Origin of the sequence: Microcoleus sp. MON1_C5, from assembly GCF_036701875.1 — a bacterium.
GTDB lineage: Bacteria > Cyanobacteriota > Cyanobacteriia > Cyanobacteriales > Microcoleaceae > Microcoleus.
In genome coordinates this window covers 171,023-188,176 of sequence record NZ_JAUBRN010000002.1, presented here as the reverse complement: position 1 = coordinate 188,176, position 17,154 = coordinate 171,023, and the positions used below count along the sequence as shown (strand labels likewise).

The window sequence follows — 17,154 nt, the reverse complement described above, 5'->3', positions numbered from 1 at the left end:
CTTCAGTCGGTTTTAACCGACTTTTGCTATGAGACGGGGATTTCAATCCCCGGCGGATCTTCGGGTTAGCCCGATACTCCTGAAGTCGGCGATCCTTTGATTTGGCCCTTCAGTCGGTTTTAACCGACTTTTGCTATGAGACGGGGATTTCAATCCCCGGCGGATCTTCGGGTTAGCCCGATACCCCAAAGCCCGATCGCCCGATCGACATTATTGACCTAATCTTTGCTATTTTCCTCTCCTGAATTTGGCGGTGAAAATTTAATATCCGCCCAAGATAGCTGCCTACTTTGATTGCTATTGCTTTCGAGTTCTTCTTTAAGTTTGGCAATATCAACGGTATCGTTTTTGGCGGAACTGTTGGTTTGGGCGATCGCATCTTTGAATTGCTGAATGTTTTCGGTCGGATTTGCTTTAATATCTTCCACCGCTTTTTTTAAGTTGCGTTGATAGTGGGCGTTGCCGATCGCTTCTTCCTTCGATCGCGAACTGGTTTCAAAGCATTTGTCCAAATCGCCGTAAATGCCTGTACGGCGGGGCTTCGTGTAGTATTGGCGTTCTGTATCAAGGAGTTTTGCCATCAATTCGAGGTGCATTTTGTCCTCGCTGCAAATCTCTTCGATCACAGTCCATTCATCGCTACCGAGGAGTTTTCTTTCAGCGGCGGGACGGGAATCTTCAAAAGGTTCGCCCGTAACTTCTTCGTAAATCCGGGGCAAAGAGTCGTCAAATTCGTGCTTTTCTTCCAGCCAAATGCGGCGGATTTCGCTAAGTTCTTCTGGGGTAATTAAGGTGATATCGCGCATTTCTAGGGGTGCGGTTTTGCGGATGTGGGTTTGTGCTTCCAAGACTCGTCTCAGCCAGTGTTCTCGCCAGAATTTGGTGTAGGGCCCTGGGATGTGTTGGACGGAGGTTGTATCGTCGCCCATGTTGCGTTCAAACAGTTCTACTCTACCGTAAATGCGTCGGAAGTCTCTTTTATCGTGATCGTTTTGAATGTCTAATTCGTTACGAATATCAAGGAGAGGCTGCATCCATTCTTTTTCTTCATCATTCAAAATCATTGCCTGCATAGATTTATCTTGGTCTACCATTGTACAAACCCAGCAGCCAAAGCGAGAATCTCCACAGCTAGGCGTAGAAGTATCAACGACTAGAGGGCATTCGTTATCTGCTGTCGCACCGCGATACATGGTAAACAAGTCTTTATTGTCACCTCCCCAAGGGTTAGGATACTGCATTAAATAAAGCCAAACTTCATCATCCCGCCAGTCTTCCACAGGAGTGTAAATTAGAGAGTTAATTAAACGAGAATTAGGACTTAAGCGATCGCGCACTCTACCTGCTTCATGCCTTTTCATTGTTGCAGCGCGTTTGCTACTTTCAGCCTTTCGAGTACCTAAAACAACAATAGTTTCACCGTGAGATCTAACCATTTCACGAATAAAATGATTAACTGGTTGAATTTTCATGCGATCGGTACACCAGCGAAATCCATTTCGAGGTGCTGGATAGCCTTTTCCCATTAAGCATACCCAGAATGTTTCTTGAACGGAAGGATGAAGCAGATGAGGTTCAACTGGCATTTTTTGCTGGTTAGCTGCTAGCTTAACCTGTTTAATGCAATTGCGAACCCAGGTAGAAATTATGGGATTTTCAACCAGCGTATCTGTTGTAATTAAATGAATTGTTTTTGTGCGCTTTTCCATTGGTAGTGCTGCGATCGCATACCATATTAACTGCAATACTGCGCTCGAATCTTTTCCAAAAGATACACCTAAAATCCAGGGGATTTCATCGCTACAATACAACTCCTGAATTTCTTGAGTTAACTTTTCTACATCATCCACTAATTGCTTAACGCTGCGCGGTGGGAATAGTGGCATCTGCTGAGCTTGTGTCATTTTACCAATCTCCCCTTGCCAAGCAGCAACACTTGTGCTGTGAATTCCCCGCTGTGACGCAACATAATTGTTTGCCCTTGATCGTTGAGCTTTGAACGTAATAGTCTCCCTAACTACTATAACCCGTGATGATTTACAATTAAATATTAACCTTTAAATTAATTTACAAGCTATGACTAATGACAGCTCGACTCAGCCAGAACTCAACCAGCGACTAGATGAATTTCTTGAGCCGTACTTCGCCAGATACCACCGTCAGAAGTGCTATCCGGGCTTAATTTTTGAGCATGGAAAGCGAAAAATGGTACAATTCAACGTGTCTGCTGATGACTTGCCTACTCTTCTCCAAGCAAGACCTTCTACCAATAACGAGCCTGAGTCTGGTAAAAACCGTCCAGAGATTAAGGGCCATGCTGAGGAAGTCAAGGAGTACATTCTCAAGCGCGTTAGAAAAGACCAACCCTGGATTGTGGGTACACTCACTGCCAATGTCGATCCAGAGAAGATTCAAATTATCGAACTAAGTCGGGGAATTTGTTTAGTAGTTATCCCTCGTGGCGTTAAGTTAGATATTACCGACGGACAGCACCGCAAGCGAGCGATTCACGAATTGATTGAGAGTGATAACGGCGAGTTAATTGGAAATAATGATTTCCCAATTACGCTAGTTTTAGAAGGCAACTTAAATCAGTGTCAAAGAGACTTTAGAGATATGGCGCAAACAAAAGCGCTGGATAAATCTTTACTCTTGTCCTTTGGCGAAATGGAAGGTAGAATAGGTATTTGCAAACAGTTAATTGAACAAGTGCCAATTTTCAAGGGCAAGACAGAGAAAGTTAAAGGTTCTCCATCATCTAAAGAAAAGCGAATATATACAATGAATTATGTAGCAAAGGCTGTTAGTTGCGCTTTTGCTAACGATCCGAATAACGAGCTCAGAGATTATGATTTATCAGAATGTTCGGCAGCTATAATTAGTTGCCTCAATCAATTTTTTACAGAATGCAGTCTAACTCAATATATTTATGAGACAGATGCGGAGGATTTGACAGTCAATGAAATTGATAACTTTAAAGAAAGTTGTTTATTGGGCAGGAGTGTGGGAATAGAAATATTAGGAAAGTTACTCTACTGCACTTATGATGCTGATAGCTATTGCTTCGATCCAGAACAAGTATCAGAACTTGCTCAACTTGATTGGTCAAGAAAAAGTCACCTTTGGGAAGGAAATGTGGTTTTGTCGAACAATAGTCCAAATAATCTTGTTCGTAACTATAGAATAACAGCTAGTGTTAATGCTGTAAAAATGGCAGTAAATCAAGTAAAAGCCCATCTAGAATGGATTTAACCCATATTATCCGCCTTCATTGTGGCACGGGCGTCCCGCCTGTGCTGCCTCTGCGGTTTCCAAACCCAACCGATTTTTCAAATAATCAGTCATCCAACTAACACTCGCCCTCGACTTAGAAATCCCCCCTTTCAACAAAATCCCACCCTCCCAATCAGGATTAGAAATCGACCAATCAACCTGCTGCAAAAGGCTCAAACGTTCCTCCCAACTCTCAGGAAAAACCGATCGCAAAGCGGCCCCAACTTCCCCCAAACTCTCAAGCACAACACTGTGACAGTGTACGCAATCCCGGCGCATTTCCCCCGCCGCAACTTGCTTGTGCAGAACTAATTGCCAATCTGGAATAAAACTGCAAACCGCATTCCAATAACTAACCGCCTGTTGTATTTTTTGAGCGAGTTCTTCCTCTTTCTGTTCTTTTTTGGTGCGAGAACCAGAGGGTTTTGCCTGTTCGCTGCGGTGAATATTAGACAGCAAAGCCATGATAGCACGATCGATCGCACTCAGCGTAAACAATTTGTGCGATCGCCCGTTCAAACTCCCCTTCTCCATCTCAGTCAAACACCGGAAAACCTCAACCTGCTTAACAACCGCCTTCACCACAAAAGCGCGATCGTCCCGGTGGTTGTAAAGTACACTTAGCGACGCCTCCAAAGGAACTTGAAAACTATTCAAATCAGCAAACACCTGCTGCGATTTTTCCAACCCAATATCGAGAAACAAAATCAGCGCCACCGTCTCATATCCCAACTGCGGATTTTCCCTCAAAGCCATCTCAAAAGCCGCCCGGCGATGCTGTCCGTCATTAATAGTAAACTTAGCATCCATCGGCACCCGCAAGCGACCAATTTTCCGTTCTTCGGCCTCATTTCCCACTGCTTCAAAAGTAATATCCGCATCAATCGAAGCAGCAATTGCCCCACAAGTATAATTTGTAGGATTCTTAACAAAATAATCAGCAATTTCGGGAATCCTAGCTTTGTTAAGCGCGCGTTTCGCCCGCATAGACGGTGGCAAATCTTCAGATTCAAAGGGAAACAATTTCGGCAAAAAACGCACCGGACACATCGACACGTAATATTCGCGGCCCGCTTGAATTCCCCGGATGACCGGCAAAATGTATTCAAAGGAAGGAGTAGACATATTTTAGAATGGGGCATTGGGAATGGGGCATTGGGCATTGGGCATGGGAATTAAGCATTAAGAGCTATTGACTTTCTGCAATCTTTATGGTATTAAGGTGGGCGAATAGGGCCTAATTTAAGTATTTCACAATGTTTTTTTAAAAACAAGTGTTGACATAAACTTTAATATATGATATTTTTTGAAAAAATAGCTTAATTATATAAAAACAGCCGATGAATACCCATCCAGCGGATGACCTCGCTAGCAAAATTTTAGAAAAAGAAAATAGCGACAGACAGGAAATCGCACTTTTATTAGATAATTATTTAGGAAAGGACGATCGCATTTTCGTACAAAAAACCCAGATGGGAAACAGCGAAGCATACATCGGTTCAGTCACCCTAGAATGGTTAGACTCTCGCGTCCGTTTCGCCTCGCAAATGCCGCTTTTCCGCCAAAAATTCGACCTCCAAACGAACAACATCGTCCGCGACGACGAAACGATTGACGAAATTATTCAGCGTCCCTTAGATTGGTCGCGCCAAGCCGCCCTCACTCAATATTTAGCAGCCAGAAAATCGCACAAATTCCCCGCAGTTTTAGTAGTCGTCAGTCCCCCGTGGGTAGATAATCCTTTAGCCGAGGAATGGGATAAGAATGGCGTAGCAACCAAATCCGCGACTGAATTTACATCCTTTGATAAAAACGAGAACTTAGGGCTTTTGAATGTTTCTAAAGAACTCTCGATTTTTGCCTTAGACGGCCAGCATCGGCTGATGGGAGTTCAAGGTTTAATGAGTTTAATTAAAACCGGAATCCTGCAAAGATACAACAAAAATAAAAAACCTGTCGGCGCCGCAATTACTCTGGAAGATTTAGCAGAAGAGTATCAAATCGACCCCGAAACAGTGTATAAATTAGCTCACGAAAAAATCGGAATTGAGTTTATCCCGGCGGCGGTAGCGGGGGAAACGCGACAGCAAGCACAACGGCGCGTGCGATCGATCTTTGTGCACGTTAACCTAATGGCGGTAACGCTGAGTCAGGGCCAGCTAGCATTATTGAACGAGGACAACGGATTTGCGATCGCAGCCCGAAAAATTGCCGTCACCCATCCCTTATTAAAAGAACAAGATGACAGAAACCCCCGCGTCAATTGGGACAGCGCCACAGTCGCAGCCAAATCAACTGTCTTAACCACATTGCAAGCGCTGCAAGATATGTCCGAACGGTATTTAGAATACAAATTCCCCCATTGGAAGCCGGAACGAAAAGGTTTAATTCCCATGCGTCCCGAAGATGAAGAACTAAAAGAGGGAATTGAAGAGTTTAAAAAATTGTTCGATCATTTAGCAACTTTACCCAGCTATCAAAGAATTGAAAGCGGCGAAGAAACGGCAGAATTGCGCCGATTTAGTTTTGAAAAGCCAGGGGGCGAGGGAAATATTTTGTTCCGTCCGGTCGGTCAAATTGCTTTAGCTAATGCTTTGGGAATTCTAGTATTTAGAAAGAAACTTTCCCTGAAATCTATTTTCGACAAACTCCGCAGATTCGATGTCGATGAAGGATTTAGCCACATGGACAATCCTGAGTCTGCCTGGTACGGGATTTTGTACGATCCGAACAAAAAGCGAGTGCTAGTTTCTGGAAAAGATTTAGCGACGAAGTTAATTGTATATTTGGTGGGGGGAATTCAGGACGATATGGAGCGAGCTCATTTGCGGCAAGCGGTAGCGGAAGCGAGGACTTTTGAGGATAAAGCTGTTAGTTTTAATGGCAGGTTTGTGCAGCCGCAAGAGGTAGGATTGCCGCCTGTACTGAGCTAAGTTTTTCTTGGGCAAAGTCCACAGCGACGAAGACTGATAAAGCAGGAAGCAAATGGGTTTTGTATAATTGAATCTGCACCTTGCCTAGAACCAGATTATGACCATCGCTGAACAGATTTACGCAATCGTCAAAACCCTTCCCAAAGACCAAGCCAGCGAAATTCTCACTTTCGCTGAATTCGTTTGTGCCAAGCACCTGAGCGCCAACCAACCAACAGACACCGTAGACTCTCCGATTCCTTGGACTGAACTTGTTTTTTCCCTTGCTGGAACTTGGGGAAAGGATTTTCCATCCCTGGAAGATATTCGTGCTGAATCCGGACAAGACATCCTGCGGGAGAGTCTGTAAATGTACGTTTTGGATACCAACACTTTGATCTACTATTTCAAAGGTCAAGGACAAGTGGCTCAAAACCTTGCTAATGTTTCTCCCCAGGAAATAGTCGTTTCTACGATCGTCCTTTTTGAGTTGCAAGTCGGCATTGCTAAATCCAATTCGCCGGTAAAACGCACCCAACAACTTCAGCAATTTTTGAGCAGAGTTAACGTTATTCCTTTCGATCGCGATGCTGCTCTTGCGGCTGCTACCATTCGCGCCCAGTTGGAGCAACAAGGTACTCCCATCGGCCCGATCGATGTTTTGATTGCAGGGACAGCCGTAGCCCTCCAAGCGACTCTCGTCACCCACAATGTCAACGAATTTTCTAGAGTTTCGGAACTCGCAATCGCAGACTGGTATTGACTATAAAACTTCTCACAATCTGGCTTCCTTTAACAAAATAAGTTCTGCTCCTACAGGCAAATGATCGGACTCCGTGGCCTTCAAAACCGAACTAGATTTAGCACCCCAATGCTTGGAATACCAAATATAATCAATCCGGAAAACGGGATAATTTAATCTCCAATTCGACCTTTTTACCAAGAATTTAAGTTCCCAACCGTGAGGCCAGGTAAAACCAAACCCAAATCCAGATTTTCGGAAAGAATCTTGCATGACTTTCTGCACCCTGTCATAGTCTTGAGTTTCGTCTGTCATATTAAAATCGCCCGCGACAATTACTGGCAGAGTTTCTCGCTCAACTCGCTGCACTAAGTCTTGAATTTCAGGCGAACGTTTGTCATATTTGTAAACTGGAATTTTGAGAAAACGCCATTTTTTAGAGAGTTTCAACCACGGCCCGGTAGCTTGCATATTATAAATCACTACTTCTTGTTCGTTAAATTTAATAATTGCCCGCTGCTGCGTTTCTGGATGGTCGGCTAAGTGCAGTATTTCGCTGGATACAATTGGGTATTTACTGAGAATTCCTACAGGGTGAATGCCAATTTGATAGGGGTAGTCTGCTTTTAACCAGGTAAAAACTCTTTTGGTATTTTCCGGAACGATTTCTTGTAAAAATATAATATCTGGTTTTTGCTGGTTAATCAGTTTTAGTAAAGTAGGTGACTGAGTTTTATGCCAACTGAGGTTATGAGATAAAACTTTGATGCTATGCTGCGAATTTGTGATATTTATTGGTTTGGGGCTAAAGTATTTAATGTGCAGCCAACTTATTAGGATAATGCAGGCGATCGCAGAAATAACAGTGAACCATCTTTTTTTGATAATTAACAATCCGATGATGGGAAGCAGGAAAGTAGGGAAGAAAATTAAGGGGCTAAAAGTGCTAATTAAGGCAATAATTCCTATTCGATCCCAAAAGATTAGTTTGAGAATGAAATAGCAGATAATAAATGCTGAGTAACTGTAAGCAAGAAATTTTGCAGATTTCTGTAAGCATCTCTTGATTATATTTTTTGGGATGTGCTTCATTGGGAACCTATTAAAATAAAAACTTGCTTAAATCGAATTCTTCATTTGACCGATGTTGGTTGTCTCTTTCTGAAATCAAAACCAACAAAAGGCGATCGGTATAATCCGCCGCGCCCCGCAACTCTTCGCGCAAAATTTCCAGTCCACCATTAGCATATTCTTCAAAAATTTGCAAGCGCTCTGCTTCCAATTTTTCGTCGAGATGGGAGAGAATTCGAGGATTTTTGGTTTCGGCGATCGCAATTAACTTAATCGCCATATCGTAACCCCTGGATACAAAAATATCAACATCGATCGCACCCGGTTCTCGTTTAGAAATTTCCCCTAAAGGCGATCGTTTTTTCCGCTGATTTCCCAACGCTGCGGCAAACGCGATGACATCGGCGTAAGTCTGGAAAGGGCCAGTGTTGTTATCCGATAAAGTTAAGGATTTGACTAAATCGGCTTTATCTTTAGCAATTCTAATTTTGTTAGCAACCATTGCAAATAACTATCTAAATTTTGACAAAAATACCTTTGTAAATAATCTAATTATATCGGCAAAGTGGGCAGATTTTATCTAAATTGCTGGCGGGATATCTTGTATGGCGCGTTAAATTCGCCCTACAGGTATTGTTATTTTATACTTTTTGTCCGCAATAACATAATTTTTTGTGCAAAACCTCCTCTTGCTTCCCGCCGCTTCCTTTGTTCGTCCAAAAGTCGATCGCCCGAAATGCCAAAACTCGCCATCACGGCATCTATCACCTCATACAAATCCGCCAATTCCGCCACCAAATCTTTTTCATCAGCCTCCGCCGCTTCCTCCGCTTCTTCAACCAATTTCTGCAGCAAAGCTTGACGGTATTCTGCATCCGACAAAATTACAACCTCGCATTCATTCCCGCTTTGGCGAATAATTTCAGGAATGCGATCGCGCACCAACTTATGATACTCTTTTTCCACGTCAAACTCCCTTCAACCTTGACTAAAAGTTTGAATCAACCAGCGATTAATTTCCCCATCATCTTGCGTTTGACTCCGATTCAAAGCTTCCTCAACTAGCCGGATTTCCAGCCCCGGTAAAACCCGCGACTCTTGAATTCTCCCGCTACCTCCGCCATTAATCGCAAACGCAAAAACCTCCCGCGTGTTTGCACGTTCAACCCAATATTCACTTATTCCTGCGTCTTCGTAAAGCAACCGCTTGCCGCCTAAATCATCATTAAAAGAAGACGCCCCAATTTCCACTATCAAATTAGGCGGATCGTATTGATTTAAATCAACAGCAGAATTGCTATCATCAGGAGGCACTCTTAAATCTGAACCAATGTAGTAAGCTAAATCAGGTTGAAACTCGCCGATACCTGCTTTGCGAAAACTGGTGTTAGTAAACTGAACTACTCGGATATTTCTCAATGTTGCAAACAGAATAACTACACAGGCCATAATTGAATTTTGACGCCCGTGCAATGGTCCTACTGGTGACATTTCTACCCTCATGTGTCCTTGATAGTAATAAAACTTGCCCTTTTCCCATGCTGAATCCTCAGCAAAATTTAGAAACTCTTCCCACGTCGCCTTCACCCAAATATCCGTTTCCAAAACCTGCGTAATTGCCGAATTAGAAGCCATAATCCACCTCTACAATTTCCGTATATTCAAACTCATTTGGACTGCGCTTAACTAAAGGATAGCGCGTCCCGCCCAGTTCGATCGCATCTTCTTCACAATCAGCTTTCGGAGAATTGTACACCAGCACGTATTCCCTGCCGGTGCAGCTTTCCATCTCTTGAGCAACTTCTCCGCGCCACTGAGTTTTTGTTACCAAAACTACTAATTGATTCGCCAACTTCGGCAGCTTATTCGCGATTTGCTTGCGATAAATCTCGTCCAAACTGCCAAAGGGAGAATCCATTACAATTGGAAAGGTACTGCTATCCGGGCCCATCAAAGTATTCTTTTGACTCCACTCACGCACGCCCTCAATAATTCCGCCGATAAACGACAAACTGAGAATTTGATTTTCTCCCGTAGAAGCGGCAACCAAAGATTCTTGTCCCGACGTATTTTCTACTAGCGTCAGTTCGTATTTATCGCTCAACTTGGGGATGTAAGGAGTAAAAGAAATTTGACTGAAAATATCTTGCACCCGCTTTTCCAACTGAGAACAAAACTGTTTTTCTAAGCGCGATCGCACTTCAGTTAGGCGATCGATCGCATCCTGAGTCGCAGCAATCCGGCGCTGGGCTAATACTTGCCTTTGCTCATTCAGTTGCTGCTTGTCGATTTGCTTGTCCAGATTGGCGATCGACGCCTTCAAACTCTCAATCTGCTGCTGGTTAGAGCCTGTTTCCCGGTGCAAATCGCCAATTTTTGCCTCAATTTCATCCAAGCGCTTTTGCAAGCGGCTGATATCGCCGTCAGGAAAATTTCGCAGCTTGTTGTGAATATCGTCTAGCTGATTTTCCACCCGAGAAAGTTCGGTTCTGTCACGGCTGATATTGCCTTGCTGTCGGTCAATTTCCTCCCAAAAATCAGCCACTTGCCTATCAATTTCATTTACCCGATCGCTAATCCGAATAGTTGTTTCTTCCACATCGCCAACACCCGCCTTATCCATCCAACCGCTAACCTGTTGGCGAGATTCAGAACCCTCCACTAATTCCGCACCGCAGATACACCGCTGCTGCGCTAATAACTCTTCCAAAAACGGCCGCTGAATCCCCGAAAGCAACTCGCCTTTTTCCCGCAAACCTCCTACTATTACTTCAAATTCCGCCGCCGCCTCTGACAGAAATACCGCGTAACCCCGCACAGAAATTGCTCGTTTGAGAGCCTCTGTAACCTGTACAATTTGTTGCTTCAATAAACTTTTTTGCAGTTCCAATTCGTGTCGCAACTTTTGTAAATCCGCAGCACCGCTAAGTTCCAACAAGTTACCATTAACGGCTTTCTTTAACTCCCCTTGGTTGGCCAATTCCCGCTCGATTTCTACTTGTCTGCTCGAAAGTTGCTCAGCTTCTTGCTCAATTTTTTGCTTATCTTTTAAAAGTTTCTTGGTCTCAGCATTACCAATTATATTTAAATCTGTCTCTAGAGATTTTTTTGCTTCTAGTAAATGCCGGATCGATCGATTCAAGACTTCCACCCCCAGCAACTCCTTAGTAGCTTCCGCAATTTCTGCCTTCTTGTCATAGCGGACAATTTGCTCGATTCGCTCCCCGTCAAAAAAGAAATATTTATGTAAACTTTCCGGCAAAATCCGCCCGATAATATCATCGGGATGCTGATCCGGCTTCAGCCATAGACCGTTATCTTTTGCTACATTCAGAAACAATTCAGCCTTGCCATGTTCTACAGTATTTTCACTTTTATAAGCGCGACAAATGCGTTTTGCTTGGTAGCGCGTGCTGTCGTGTTCAAACACAATTTCCGCCCAACAACCTACGGCTTTTCCCATTTCCGCCTCAGCCAGAGCGCGCTTGTTTACTAATTGTTCTTCCGCCGCAAAAGCTGCGCTAAATTGTCCGTAAAGTACCCACGTAAAGGCATTCATCAATGCCGTTTTTCCAGCGCCGTTATTACCGTGAATTACTGTAATATTTTCCCGACCCCAAGCTAGTTTAATTTCGGGGCTTTTGCCGTAAAATTGACGAAAGTTGCACAGAGTAATTGAGATTAACTTCATACAATTGCTTCCTTAATGATTTTTAAAATGTCATCGTTAATGTGGCGAGGAGCTCTCATGTACAACTTATCTTTTTCAATTTCCAATACCCGCTCAATAATTTGTCGCACTTCCGGCGGCGCGCTAGTAATAGGTTGCTGTACGTCGCTGAAGTCCTGATGAGTTTGATAAGAAGAACTCTTTTCTGCTAAAATGCTTGTCGGTACGGCTGCGATCGCACTATCTTCATATCTAAATGCCATAATCAGATTTTCATTCAGATTTTCAGTCATATTTTTTTTGCAAATATTAAAATATACAGGGTCTAGGCTCATGGGCGAGAAACCCGGTTTCTACGAGTTTTGTCAACAGTCACGAGAAATCTACAAAGAAACCTGGTTTCTGAACTCTGCGTGCGATCGCGAACTAAACTAGCAACTCAAACTGCTATCAAATAATTCTATATTCTCAAACATAAACCGAACCTTAATAAATGTCAAATGTCTAATAGCCCGTAACGCTTCTGAAGTTGCAGCAATTTCACTCTAGCTTCCCCAGCATTGTCGGCTAAATCGGCAAATTCCAAGAACCGCTTCAACTCTTTTCGCAGCAAATTGCGCTCGACTTCTAGGGTTTCACGACCCAAATCGGGAGGCAAAACTATCATGTCAAATAAAGTTGCCCTTTCCTTCCCCGGATGCGGCCGCAAAATGCGTCCCCGCCGCTGAATAAACTGGCGCGGATTGCTGCTGCTTGCTAAAATTACAGCATTGCGAATTGCAGGAATATCCACCCCTTCATCCAAACACCGAATCGCTACCAAACCTTGCAATTCTCCACTCTCAAATTGCTGGCGCAATCGTTCTCTTTCTGCTAAAGAAGTTGCCGCAGTATAAGTGTTAACTCGGTAGCCTAATTCGGAACCCAATAACTTCGCGGTTTCTGTTAGTTGGCGGTTGTTATTTCGGCGCGCCCCTCCTTCGATCGCACCGTCGCCGCAGTAAAATAAAGTATGGCTTGTGTCGAGACGGTGAATCATTAATTCTCGCAACGCTGTTAATTTATTAGCCGCTGCCCCAATTAACCGGGCTCGCTGCATTAATAAAGTCGTTAAAGCATCATTTTCTTCTACTTTTTCATCGCCCCAAAGCGCCCAGCCAATCTTTTGAGTTAAGCGGGAATACTTGCGGGTTTCGGCTTCTGTCAATTCTACTAAAATTGGATAGTATAAATAATGTACTAATGCTTTTTGGCGGATGGCGTCTGCTAAGGTGAGTTCCGGCTGCAAAACAGGGCCGAAATAATCTAAAATAGCTTCGGTTCCTTGTTCGTCGAAATGCCTTTCTGGGGTGGCGGAAAGGGCGAGTCGCAGTCCAATATTGCGCGGCAAACTTTCTCCTAAACGGGGCGCGCCTAAGTTGTGAACTTCGTCTCCAATAATCAGGGTTTTTTCTGGGAAATAGCGCAGTTGCGATCGCAAGCTATCTCCCATTAAGGTAGCATTGGTAGTGATGATTGTGAGAAATGCTCGCTCGCCAGAGCGCACTTCATACAAACCCGCAGCCAGCTTATTCTGCCAACTTCGGGCGCTATCAAAAGCCAAAATAGGTTTTAAACCAAATTTCTCCGATTCGCGCGCCCACTGATTCACCAGGTGGCAGTAAGGGCAAATTACGAGCAGGACTTGCAGGTTAATTTTATTGTATAATTCAGTGGCGATCGCCAGCGCAGTAATCGTCTTGCCACTACCCGTCGCCATCTTCAGCGTACCGCGTCCCTGATTCGCAAACCAATTAGCAACCGCCACTCGCTGATACTGTCGCAATTGCAGCGATGGCGGCATTTTCGGAAACCCAAATTGCGAATTATTAGCCGTTGAGCGATTCACCTTTAAATGCCGTTAGATGCAAAATTCCCTATACTCAACTGTAACTCACGGGCGATCGAAACTTAACAGCCCAAACAAATCCGCCACCGACATTTGCAAACCCGACAGCACATCGAGCACAGGTAAAATATCCTGATTCTCTTTCGCCTCTGGTTGTTGCTGCGGTTTAAAAACCAGAACTCATTTTTCCTCCGGGTCAATCAGCCAACCCAATTTAGTTTTATTTTTGAGGCAAAACAGAATCTTCTTAATCACGCGAGTTGAACGTTGATCCGGCGATAAAATCTCAATTATCCAATCCGGAGCAATTTCAAACCTATTTTCAATTTCTTCCTGAGAATTCAGAGGAATGCGCGACCACTCAAATACTGCTAAATCAGGAACAACAGCACCTCCCCAAAAGTGCAGCGCAATTGAGGAAAAGCAAAAGCTAACTTTTGCGGTTGACTAACTTGATTAATAGCTGATGAAAATTGGATTTGTAACGTGCTGTGTTTTCCTTGCGGCATAGCTTTTTGAGAAATTTGACCGTCAACATACTCGCTAGCAGGCTTAGTCTCTGGCAATAGCAGAAACTCTTCCAGAGAAATCTTTGACGGAGACTGAATTGACGTTACCATCACCCATTAACCCCTCAACAACTCAACTCCGCCATCAAAAATCTGCATCGCCGTCTGTTTCCCAATCCGCACAACTGTCCGATTCCACACCAGTAGGGTGCATCGCACAAACCAACAAATTTCCCCCGTAAACTTGACCGTGATAGTTGCGACAACCGCGACAAGCCGGCTGCTGCGTCGGCGAAGGGTCTACATAAGTCACCATCGACAAATCTATCTCATCAAACTCCGGGTCGAAGTCGCGGCAAATTTCAATTATCGGTTCGATAAATTCATTAAATAAACCGTCAAATTCATTGAAATAACCGTCAATGTCGTTAATCAGATTATTTTGTACTTGTTCTGTAAACTCTTCCGACATTTTTGCCAAAACGTCCAGCATTTCGACAAACTCTTCGCTCATTTCGCTGAAAAAATGCTCTACTTCAGAAACAGCATTTTCCATTACTCCAAAAAAATCTTTAGACCAATCTTCCATGAATTTGACAGCTTGCTATTACAAAATATTTTACAGACAAGTGCAGCCAGCCTCATGCGAAGTGCTTGCACCTACTTTCAATTCTATTACCTATTGCCTGATATCCGTCCACATCTGACAGGGGAGATATTCAAAAAGGGAACTCAAGAGTATTATCCTGAGTTCCCTTCATGCTTTGCTGAGCGAGCTTTTTTGAGTTTAATCCCGCTTCAGCCGCCGCAATTCCTCTTGTAAATTCTGCACCTGTTCGCGGAGCTTGTCTACGCCGCCTGTCTCTTTAGCATCTTTTGCCGAGACATCTTCTTCCTCAGAAATAATTTCAATCCGCCGAGGTTCAGCGGGTTTTTCGTTCCCAGCCGATGCTACGGGGGGCTGCTGCTGAGCCTGTTGCACCATGTCATCAACAAAGCGGCGAGCTTCTTCCGTTGACATCTCGCCACGCTTGACTAATTCGTCTGCCAGCTTTTGGGCTTCAGTGCGTAATTCAGTTAACTTGCTGCCAGCTTTTTCACCAGCGTAAGAAGCTAGCCCGACACCAAGGTAAACTGCTTTTTGTAAAATATCTCCGAAACCAGGCATAGGAGCTACACCTCAAAAAACTGGGTGAACCGGAGACCACGCCTATTACAAGCATCCCGTGTTGCTGCTACCTTCCGGTCCTGACAAGATTTGGGCGTTGGAATCGCGTGGGTCCAGTTCATAAATGAGTATAACACAGTTATTTATTCTTCAACCACACACCAGTGATAAATTTCATAAATAACGCAACCATTCTTCACCAGCGGGTCTTCAGCGACGATCGCCTTCGCCTCATCCATCGAACCCGCCTCAAACAGCAACATACCGCCGCCCCGCCGCCCCCAGTAGCCAGTTTTCGCTCGGTGTCCTTTAGAAATCAACTCTCGGACATAAGCTCTGTGAGCTGGCACGTATTGGTCAAAGACAGGCTTTTCGACAATTCCTTGCTCAATTTTGACAAACCAAGGCATTTTTATTTGGGATTTTAGATTTTATATTTTAGATTGGGAATGGGCGATCGGCAATCGAGTCTAGGGCAAATGCTCTATATTCCATTTTCCATCATCCTTTCTTAACTGCGATGTTATCCCATGCACCAGTCAAAACAGCGATTTTTCATTGCCTTAGTGCCGCCTCCCGATATTGAACAGCACATTACTGACATTCAACTGTATTTTGCGGCCTCCTACAACAGCCGCAGTGCTTTGAATTCGCCGCCGCACATCACGCTGCAACCTCCTTTTCACTCGTTAGCGGAGGAGGTTCCCAAATTAGAGGAAAGTTTGAAGCAGTTTTCTGCAAATCGGCTGCCCATTCCCGTTACTCTATCCGGTTTTGCTGCTTTCGCGCCCCGCGTCATTTACGTTGATGTTGTCAAATCGCCCGAATTGCTGGAAATTCACAAAGATTTGATGAGTTATTTGGAGGCAAATTTGGGAATAGTCGATCGAGTTTCTCAGACTCGCCCATTTGTACCGCACATGACAGTAGCGTTTCGCGATTTAACTAAGCAGAATTTTCAAACGGCTTGGTTGGAATTCTCCGGGCGATCGCTCCACTTTGATTTTACCGCTTCGGCATTAACCTTGCTGCTTCATAACGGCAGCCGATGGAACATCAGCAACCAGTTCCCGCTGTCGGCCTAAACTCTCTCTCTTCTTTCTCTTCCTTCGCAGACTTCGCGTCTTCGCGGTTCGTTTTCCCAAAAAAATCTTATTAGCAAATCCTGATTAATATCATGTCCTCACTACAAACCTTTTTAAACTTAAAGCCAGTCATAACTTACCGATTAATCTTATTCGGAGTTGCCAGTGCCACAGTTCCATAAACCGAAATTCCCGACAGTTTCAATATTTGAATTGCCGACTTAACCGTAGTACCGCTAGTGTAAATATCATCAACTAACAGCACTCGATCGCGCGGGAGGCGACGACGAAAATCTTTCCCCAAACTTAAAGCATTTTTCATTTCCGCTTGCCGCTGCTGTGGCGTCAGAGCGAATAAAGCCTGAGTATTTTTCACCCGCTCCAAACCGTGCCGCTGCAAAGGCAAACCAGTCAGCTCGCAAAAACTTTCAGCCAACAGTTCTGCTTGGTTAAAACCCCGCTCCTTGACCTTTTCTTTGTGCATGGGAATCGGTACAACTGTTAGATTGTCTATAGCTAATTCGGGAAAACTCAGCCAAGCTTCCGCCAGCCAGCCGCCTAGAGGTTTGGCTAATTGCGGATTGCCGTCATATTTCAAAGCTGCGATCGCCCGTTTGAGAGCCCCGCCATACTCACCCCACACAAAAACACGCTGCTCTGAATGCCAAAATCGACCTGGATCGCTTAATTGACATCGCTGAAGTTGCTTGTGACAGTACGGACAAAACTCTCCGGCGGCCGGCCGCTGACAAAGAGGACAGTTAGACTTAAGAAATAGATTGAGAAAAGATTTGACTAATCCCGTCCATTGTCGCTTGTTCATCCTAAAATTGTGG

General features: G+C 44.2%; 18 protein-coding genes, 1 other RNA gene and 1 pseudogene. 5 read left to right on the top strand and 15 right to left on the bottom strand.

Annotated elements, in window-relative coordinates; all coding sequences use genetic code 11:
• Positions 1 to 218: 218 nt before the first annotated feature.
• Complete coding sequence (gene dndC, locus QUA71_RS02045; protein WP_333281580.1) at positions 219 to 1,904, bottom strand: DNA phosphorothioation system sulfurtransferase DndC; 1,686 nt, start codon at positions 1,902 to 1,904, stop codon at positions 219 to 221.
• Between the two features lie 172 nt (positions 1,905 to 2,076).
• Between dndC and QUA71_RS02040 the strand changes: the two genes are divergently transcribed.
• The gene (locus QUA71_RS02040; RefSeq protein ID WP_333281577.1) at positions 2,077 to 3,252 is read left to right on the top strand and encodes a DNA sulfur modification protein DndB; all 1,176 of its coding nucleotides are present in this window, start codon (positions 2,077 to 2,079) and stop codon (positions 3,250 to 3,252) included.
• Between the two features lie 6 nt (positions 3,253 to 3,258).
• Here QUA71_RS02040 and dndB read toward each other — a convergent pair whose 3' ends face one another.
• Positions 3,259 to 4,398: a DNA sulfur modification protein DndB gene (gene dndB / locus QUA71_RS02035; protein WP_333281575.1), complete on the bottom strand. Its 1,140-nt coding sequence runs from the start codon at positions 4,396 to 4,398 to the stop codon at positions 3,259 to 3,261.
• Positions 4,399 to 4,613: 215 nt separating this feature from the next.
• Here dndB and QUA71_RS02030 point away from each other — a divergent pair, with 215 nt between their 5' ends.
• The 3 genes from QUA71_RS02030 to QUA71_RS02020 all read left to right on the top strand — a co-directional run bounded on the left by QUA71_RS02030 (position 4,614) and on the right by QUA71_RS02020 (position 6,948).
• On the top strand, positions 4,614 to 6,206 hold the full coding sequence (locus QUA71_RS02030) for a DGQHR domain-containing protein (protein WP_333281572.1): 1,593 nt from the start codon (positions 4,614 to 4,616) through the stop codon (positions 6,204 to 6,206).
• A 97-nt stretch (positions 6,207 to 6,303) separates the two neighbouring features.
• On the top strand, positions 6,304 to 6,555 hold the full coding sequence (locus tag QUA71_RS02025; protein WP_333281569.1) for a DUF2281 domain-containing protein: 252 nt from the start codon (positions 6,304 to 6,306) through the stop codon (positions 6,553 to 6,555).
• Positions 6,556 to 6,948: a type II toxin-antitoxin system VapC family toxin gene (locus QUA71_RS02020; RefSeq protein ID WP_333281567.1), complete on the top strand. Its 393-nt coding sequence runs from the start codon at positions 6,556 to 6,558 to the stop codon at positions 6,946 to 6,948.
• Between the two features lie 12 nt (positions 6,949 to 6,960).
• Here QUA71_RS02020 and QUA71_RS02015 read toward each other — a convergent pair whose 3' ends face one another.
• The 12 genes and pseudogenes from QUA71_RS02015 to QUA71_RS01960 all read right to left on the bottom strand — a co-directional run bounded on the left by QUA71_RS02015 (position 6,961) and on the right by QUA71_RS01960 (position 15,643).
• Positions 6,961 to 7,821, bottom strand: a complete 861-nt coding sequence (locus QUA71_RS02015) for an endonuclease/exonuclease/phosphatase family protein (RefSeq protein WP_333281564.1) — start codon at positions 7,819 to 7,821, stop codon at positions 6,961 to 6,963.
• 208 nt (positions 7,822 to 8,029) lie between these two features.
• Complete coding sequence (locus QUA71_RS02010; RefSeq protein ID WP_333281561.1) at positions 8,030 to 8,500, bottom strand: DNA phosphorothioation-associated protein 4; 471 nt, start codon at positions 8,498 to 8,500, stop codon at positions 8,030 to 8,032.
• 134 nt (positions 8,501 to 8,634) lie between these two features.
• Positions 8,635 to 8,964, bottom strand: coding sequence for a nucleoside triphosphate pyrophosphohydrolase (locus QUA71_RS02005; RefSeq protein ID WP_333281558.1), 330 nt, complete (start codon positions 8,962 to 8,964; stop codon positions 8,635 to 8,637).
• 12 nt (positions 8,965 to 8,976) lie between these two features.
• The gene (locus QUA71_RS02000; protein ID WP_333281555.1) at positions 8,977 to 9,633 is read right to left on the bottom strand and encodes a Uma2 family endonuclease; all 657 of its coding nucleotides are present in this window, start codon (positions 9,631 to 9,633) and stop codon (positions 8,977 to 8,979) included.
• Positions 9,623 to 11,689 (bottom strand): AAA family ATPase, encoded by a 2,067-nt coding sequence (locus QUA71_RS01995; protein WP_333281552.1) that lies wholly within the window; start codon positions 11,687 to 11,689, stop codon positions 9,623 to 9,625. Before QUA71_RS01995 ends, QUA71_RS02000 begins: the two co-directional genes overlap by 11 nt.
• The gene (locus QUA71_RS01990; RefSeq protein ID WP_333281549.1) at positions 11,686 to 11,961 is read right to left on the bottom strand and encodes a hypothetical protein; all 276 of its coding nucleotides are present in this window, start codon (positions 11,959 to 11,961) and stop codon (positions 11,686 to 11,688) included. Before QUA71_RS01990 ends, QUA71_RS01995 begins: the two co-directional genes overlap by 4 nt.
• A 203-nt stretch (positions 11,962 to 12,164) precedes the next feature.
• A complete protein-coding gene (locus QUA71_RS01985; protein WP_333281644.1) occupies positions 12,165 to 13,511 on the bottom strand; it encodes a DNA phosphorothioation system restriction enzyme in 1,347 nt (448 codons plus the stop codon).
• Positions 13,512 to 13,601: 90 nt separating this feature from the next.
• A pseudogene (locus QUA71_RS01980) lies at positions 13,602 to 14,176 on the bottom strand (Uma2 family endonuclease).
• 34 nt (positions 14,177 to 14,210) lie between these two features.
• Positions 14,211 to 14,654, bottom strand: a complete 444-nt coding sequence (locus QUA71_RS01975; RefSeq protein ID WP_333281546.1) for a hypothetical protein — start codon at positions 14,652 to 14,654, stop codon at positions 14,211 to 14,213.
• Positions 14,655 to 14,852: 198 nt separating this feature from the next.
• Entirely contained in the window at positions 14,853 to 15,233 is a 381-nt protein-coding gene (locus QUA71_RS01970; RefSeq protein ID WP_333040711.1) for a phasin-related domain-containing protein, read from the bottom strand.
• 23 nt (positions 15,234 to 15,256) lie between these two features.
• An RNA gene (gene ffs, locus QUA71_RS01965) (signal recognition particle sRNA small type) lies at positions 15,257 to 15,353 on the bottom strand.
• 23 nt (positions 15,354 to 15,376) lie between these two features.
• Positions 15,377 to 15,643 (bottom strand): YciI family protein, encoded by a 267-nt coding sequence (locus QUA71_RS01960; protein ID WP_006632991.1) that lies wholly within the window; start codon positions 15,641 to 15,643, stop codon positions 15,377 to 15,379.
• 120 nt (positions 15,644 to 15,763) lie between these two features.
• Between QUA71_RS01960 and QUA71_RS01955 the strand changes: the two genes are divergently transcribed.
• Positions 15,764 to 16,318, top strand: coding sequence for a 2'-5' RNA ligase family protein (locus tag QUA71_RS01955; protein WP_333281543.1), 555 nt, complete (start codon positions 15,764 to 15,766; stop codon positions 16,316 to 16,318).
• A 136-nt stretch (positions 16,319 to 16,454) separates the two neighbouring features.
• On the opposite strand, the gene QUA71_RS01950 is transcribed toward QUA71_RS01955, so the two are convergent.
• Positions 16,455 to 17,141 (bottom strand): ComF family protein, encoded by a 687-nt coding sequence (locus tag QUA71_RS01950; RefSeq protein WP_333281541.1) that lies wholly within the window; start codon positions 17,139 to 17,141, stop codon positions 16,455 to 16,457.
• Between the last annotated feature and the right edge of the window lie 13 nt (positions 17,142 to 17,154).

Excerpts from the sequence above, each read along its gene's own strand:
- QUA71_RS01970 (WP_333040711.1), bottom strand. The coding sequence starts at position 15,233 with ATGCCTGGTTTCGGAGATATTTTACAAAAAGCAGTTTACCTTGGTGTC.
- QUA71_RS02020 (WP_333281567.1), top strand. The coding sequence starts at position 6,556 with ATGTACGTTTTGGATACCAACACTTTGATCTACTATTTCAAAGGTCAA.
- QUA71_RS01955 (WP_333281543.1), top strand. The coding sequence starts at position 15,764 with ATGCACCAGTCAAAACAGCGATTTTTCATTGCCTTAGTGCCGCCTCCC.
- QUA71_RS01985 (WP_333281644.1), bottom strand. The coding sequence starts at position 13,511 with ATGCCGCCATCGCTGCAATTGCGACAGTATCAGCGAGTGGCGGTTGCT.
- QUA71_RS01975 (WP_333281546.1), bottom strand. The coding sequence starts at position 14,654 with ATGGAAGATTGGTCTAAAGATTTTTTTGGAGTAATGGAAAATGCTGTT.
- QUA71_RS02030 (WP_333281572.1), top strand. The coding sequence starts at position 4,614 with ATGAATACCCATCCAGCGGATGACCTCGCTAGCAAAATTTTAGAAAAA.
- QUA71_RS01960 (WP_006632991.1), bottom strand. The coding sequence starts at position 15,643 with ATGCCTTGGTTTGTCAAAATTGAGCAAGGAATTGTCGAAAAGCCTGTC.
- dndC (WP_333281580.1), bottom strand. The coding sequence starts at position 1,904 with ATGACACAAGCTCAGCAGATGCCACTATTCCCACCGCGCAGCGTTAAG.
- QUA71_RS02010 (WP_333281561.1), bottom strand. The coding sequence starts at position 8,500 with ATGGTTGCTAACAAAATTAGAATTGCTAAAGATAAAGCCGATTTAGTC.
- QUA71_RS02040 (WP_333281577.1), top strand. The coding sequence starts at position 2,077 with ATGACTAATGACAGCTCGACTCAGCCAGAACTCAACCAGCGACTAGAT.
- QUA71_RS01950 (WP_333281541.1), bottom strand. The coding sequence starts at position 17,141 with ATGAACAAGCGACAATGGACGGGATTAGTCAAATCTTTTCTCAATCTA.
- QUA71_RS02000 (WP_333281555.1), bottom strand. The coding sequence starts at position 9,633 with ATGGCTTCTAATTCGGCAATTACGCAGGTTTTGGAAACGGATATTTGG.
- QUA71_RS02025 (WP_333281569.1), top strand. The coding sequence starts at position 6,304 with ATGACCATCGCTGAACAGATTTACGCAATCGTCAAAACCCTTCCCAAA.
- QUA71_RS01990 (WP_333281549.1), bottom strand. The coding sequence starts at position 11,961 with ATGACTGAAAATCTGAATGAAAATCTGATTATGGCATTTAGATATGAA.
- dndB (WP_333281575.1), bottom strand. The coding sequence starts at position 4,398 with ATGTCTACTCCTTCCTTTGAATACATTTTGCCGGTCATCCGGGGAATT.
- QUA71_RS01995 (WP_333281552.1), bottom strand. The coding sequence starts at position 11,689 with ATGAAGTTAATCTCAATTACTCTGTGCAACTTTCGTCAATTTTACGGC.